This window comes from Streptomyces boncukensis (genome assembly GCF_011045075.1).
Taxonomy (GTDB): Bacteria; Actinomycetota; Actinomycetes; order Streptomycetales; family Streptomycetaceae; genus Streptomyces; species Streptomyces boncukensis.
Map to the genome: position 1 here is coordinate 1 of NZ_JAAKZZ010000643.1, position 3,581 is coordinate 3,581.

Annotated in this window: 3 protein-coding genes and 1 pseudogene; 1 reads left to right on the plus strand and 3 read right to left on the minus strand. The window is 75.1% G+C overall.

Annotated features, from left to right (window positions below; translation table 11 throughout):
• Window positions 1-2,278, minus strand: a 2,278-nt coding sequence (locus G5C65_RS33520) for a GNAT family N-acetyltransferase (RefSeq protein WP_165302830.1), incomplete at its 3' end; no start/stop codon positions are given.
• A 107-nt stretch (window positions 2,279-2,385) separates the two neighbouring features.
• Between G5C65_RS33520 and G5C65_RS33525 the strand changes: the two genes are divergently transcribed.
• Window positions 2,386-2,667, plus strand: coding sequence for an HPr family phosphocarrier protein (locus G5C65_RS33525; protein ID WP_165302831.1), 282 nt, complete (start codon window positions 2,386-2,388; stop codon window positions 2,665-2,667).
• A gap of 87 nt (window positions 2,668-2,754) precedes the next feature.
• On the opposite strand, the gene G5C65_RS33530 is transcribed toward G5C65_RS33525, so the two are convergent.
• Window positions 2,755-3,447 (minus strand): GntR family transcriptional regulator, encoded by a 693-nt coding sequence (locus G5C65_RS33530; RefSeq protein ID WP_165302832.1) that lies wholly within the window; start codon window positions 3,445-3,447, stop codon window positions 2,755-2,757.
• A gap of 29 nt (window positions 3,448-3,476) precedes the next feature.
• Window positions 3,477-3,581 (minus strand): annotated as a pseudogene (locus G5C65_RS33535) (IS5/IS1182 family transposase); the annotation flags it as partial.

The following is a 3,581-nucleotide window of genomic DNA, read 5'->3' on the forward strand; positions in this document are numbered from 1 at the left end:
GGGTGGGCTGGACGGGGATCCCGTACGCACCGAGCAGCGCGGCGGTGTCCGCGACGCCGAGCGGGCGGCTGCGCGGGACCGCAGCGCCGCCCTGCTCCGGCCACGGCTCCTGCTCCTGCTCCTGCTCCTGCTCCTGCTCCTGCTCCTGCTCCTGCTCCTGCTCCTGGCCCTGCCACTGGCCCGGCTCCGGCTCCGGTTCCTGCTCCGGGCCCTGCCACTGCTCCGGTCCCGGGCCCTGTCCCGGCTCCGGTCCCTGCCCGGGCTCCGGCTCCTCGGCCGCGGTGGCGCGGGTGAGCAGCGCGGAGGCGGCGGGGGCCACCTCCAGCTCGGGGACGCGGCCGGGCGCCCCGGCGTGCCGGCGCCACTGGGCGTAGCGCGCGGCTTCCGCGAGGGCGCGCGAGGCGCGCTCGGGCGCCGGGTATGCGGGGATGCCGTGGACGGCGAGCGCGGCGTCCAGGCCCTCCATGGCGAAGTGGACGACGGCCACCGGCTTGGCCGCACCGGCGGCGGCCTCGCCCAGGGCCGCGGCGAGGGCCTCAGGCCGGGTGCCGGGGGGCGCGGGGGCGTCCGGGTCCGCGGTGGCCACCGAGGGGATCGCGGTGACGACGGCCGCGTCCGTCTCCGGGTCGGCGAGCGCCTCGCCCAGCGCCCGCGCGAAGTCCGCGGGGGGCGCTGCGGCGGGCAGCGCCACGGCGGGGCGGGGGCTGAGCCCATCGGTGCGGCAGGCGTCGTAGGTGAGGAGGCTGAGCGCGTCGGTGTTGCCCAGGACGGCGACGCGGGGGCCCTCGGGGTACGGCTGGCGGGCGAGCAGCAGCCCGGTGTCCAGCAGTTGCGTGGAGCTGTCGACCATCAGGACGCCCGCCTGCCGCAGCAGCTCGGTGACGGTGGCGTCGGGGGTGCGCGAGACGGGCGCGGCGTGACCGGGCGGGGGCGCACCGCCAAGCTGCCGCGCCCCCTTCACCACGACGAGGGGTTTGTGGGCCGCGGTGCGCCGGGCGAGCCGGGTGAACTTGCGGGGGTTGCCGATGGACTCCAGATACATCAGGACGACATCGGTGTCCGGGTCCTCGTCCCAGTGCTGGAGGAGGTCGTTCCCGGAGACGTCGGCGCGGTTCCCGGCGGAGACGAAAGCGGAGGGGCCGCTGCCGCGCCGGTCGAGCCCGTCCAGCAGGGCGATGCCGATCGCGCCGGACTGGGTGAAGACGCCGATCCGTCCGCGGCGCGGCATCCGGAGCGAGGGGGTGGCGTTGAGCCGGACGTCCGGGCTGGTGTTGATCAGCCCGAGCGCGTTCGGGCCGATCACGCGCATGCCGTGGGAGCGCGCGAGCCGGACCAGGGCGCGCTGCTCGGCGCGGCCGAAGCCGTCGGAGAGGACGACGACGCCGCGTACGCCCGCCGCGCCGCACTCGGTGACGACGGAGGCCGCCCGCGCGGCCGGGACGGCGAGCACGGCGAGGTCGACCGGCTCCGGCAGCTCGGGTACGGACCGGTGCGCCGGAACGCCCGCGAGCTCGGTTGCCCCCGCCGCCAGCTCCCGGTTCACGGCGTAGACGCGGCCGGGGAAGCCCGCGGTGTGCAGCGACTCCAGCACGGCGCGGCCCGCGCCGCCGGGCGCCCGGCTGACGCCGACGACGGCGACCGAGCCGGGCGCGAGCAGCCGCTGGACCGAGCGGCCCTCGGCGCGCTGCTCGCGGGCGCGCATCACGGCGCGCGACTCCTCGGTGGGTTCGAGGTCGAGGGTGAGGTGCACGGAGCCGTCCTCGAAGCTGCGCCGCTGGGAGTAGCCCGCGTCCGTGAACACCTTGATCATCTTGGTGTTGGCGGGCAGCACCTCGGCGACGAAGCGGCGGATCCCGCGCTCGCGGGCGACGGCGGCGATGTGTTCGAGCAGCGCGGAGGCCACGCCCCGGCCCTGCTGGTCGTCCCGGACGAGGAAGGCGACCTCGGCCTCGTCCGCGGGCGCCGAGGCGCGGCGGCCCGCCGGGTCGATGCGGTCGTAGCGCACGGTGGCGATGAACTCACCGCCGACGGTCGCGGCGAGGCCGACCCGGTCGACGTAGTCGTGGTGCGTGAACCGGCGCACATCGCGGTCGGTCAACCGCGGGTAGGGTGCGAAGAACCGGTAGTACTTGGACTCGTCGGAGACCTGTTCGTAGAAGCTGACCAGGCGCTGGGCGTCGTCCGGCGCGATGGGACGGACCCGGGCCGTCCCGCCGTCGCGCAGCACGACGTCCGCTTCCCAGTGGGTGGGATAGGCACGCTCCCGGGGGGTCCGCATGAGCCCAGCGTACGGTGGCGCGCGCCGGGGGCACGCCCTGGAATCCCGCACTCCGTTCGCCGTGCGAAACTGGTCTAGACAACCCATACGACCCGAAGGGCAACACCATGGTTGAGCGCCGTGTCACCGTCGGCTGGGCCGAGGGCCTGCACGCCCGTCCCGCCTCGATCTTCGTCCGCGCCGCCTCGGCCGCCGGCGTCCCCGTCACGATCCAGAAGGGCGAGGGCGCCCCGGTGAACGCCGCGTCCATGCTGGGCGTGCTGGGGCTCGGCGCCGAGGGCGGCGAGGAGATCGTGCTGGCCTCGGAGGCGGACGACGCAGGCCCGGCGCTCGACCGGCTGGCCAAGCTCGTCTCCGAGGGGCTTGAGGAGCTTCCGGAGACGGTCTGAAACAAGCGCGGAAAAGAGCGGGCGGAATATTCGGGCGCGACGCCTGAATTCCGCCCGCCTTTTGTGTGCAACGGTATGCGCCGAATGTTAAATACGGTCGCGCGCCGTGTTGACAGCATGTTTCGGCGCGGCGCCGACCGGACGCGGCCCGGGTCCGGGAGCGCGCAGCCGGTAGCGCGCGGCCGACCGCTCCGCGTGCCGCACGGCCAGCGCCCGCGCCCGCTCCGCCTCCCTGCGCGCTATCGCGTCGACCAGCCGGCCGCGCTCCTGCCATTCGGCCGTCTCACTGCCCGGCGCCTCCACCGCGTACAGCCACGCGATCTTGTGCCGCAGCTGCAGCAGCAGCCCGGTGAGCACCGGCGTCCCGGCCGCCTGCGCGAGCGTCTCCTGGAACCAGCCGGTCAGCGAGCGCAGCTCCGAGAGCTGCCCGCGCTCGGCGCGCAGCAGGCCGAGCCGCACCAGCCCGCGCAGCACCTTCAGATGCGCCTCGGTGCGGCGCTGCGCGGCGCGCGCGGCGCCCAGCGGCTCCAGCAGGGCCCGCAGGTCCAGCAGATCGGCCGCCTCCTGCGCGGTGGGCTCGGCCACACACGCGCCCGCGTACCGCCGGGTGCGCACGAACCCCTCCGACTCCAGGGTGCGCAGCGCCTCCCGCACGGGCACCCGGGAGACCCCGAACCGGCGTGCGAGCAGCTCCTCCGTGAGCCGGGTGCCGGGCGGAAAGGAACCGGCGACGATCTCGCCCCGGATTGCTGCGCTGAGCGCCTGCGCGGAAATACGCATAACCGAACCCTAGGAGTTGTCTTCAAATGTCACGTCCACATCAGGAGCGAGGCGAGGGCGACGGCTCCCTGGTAGGACTCGGCGGTCTTGTCGTAGCGGGTCGCGATGCCGCGCCACTGCTTGAGGCGGTTGAA

Excerpts from the sequence above, each read along its gene's own strand:
- G5C65_RS33525 (WP_165302831.1), top strand. The coding sequence starts at position 2,386 with ATGGTTGAGCGCCGTGTCACCGTCGGCTGGGCCGAGGGCCTGCACGCC.
- G5C65_RS33530 (WP_165302832.1), bottom strand. The coding sequence starts at position 3,447 with ATGCGTATTTCCGCGCAGGCGCTCAGCGCAGCAATCCGGGGCGAGATC.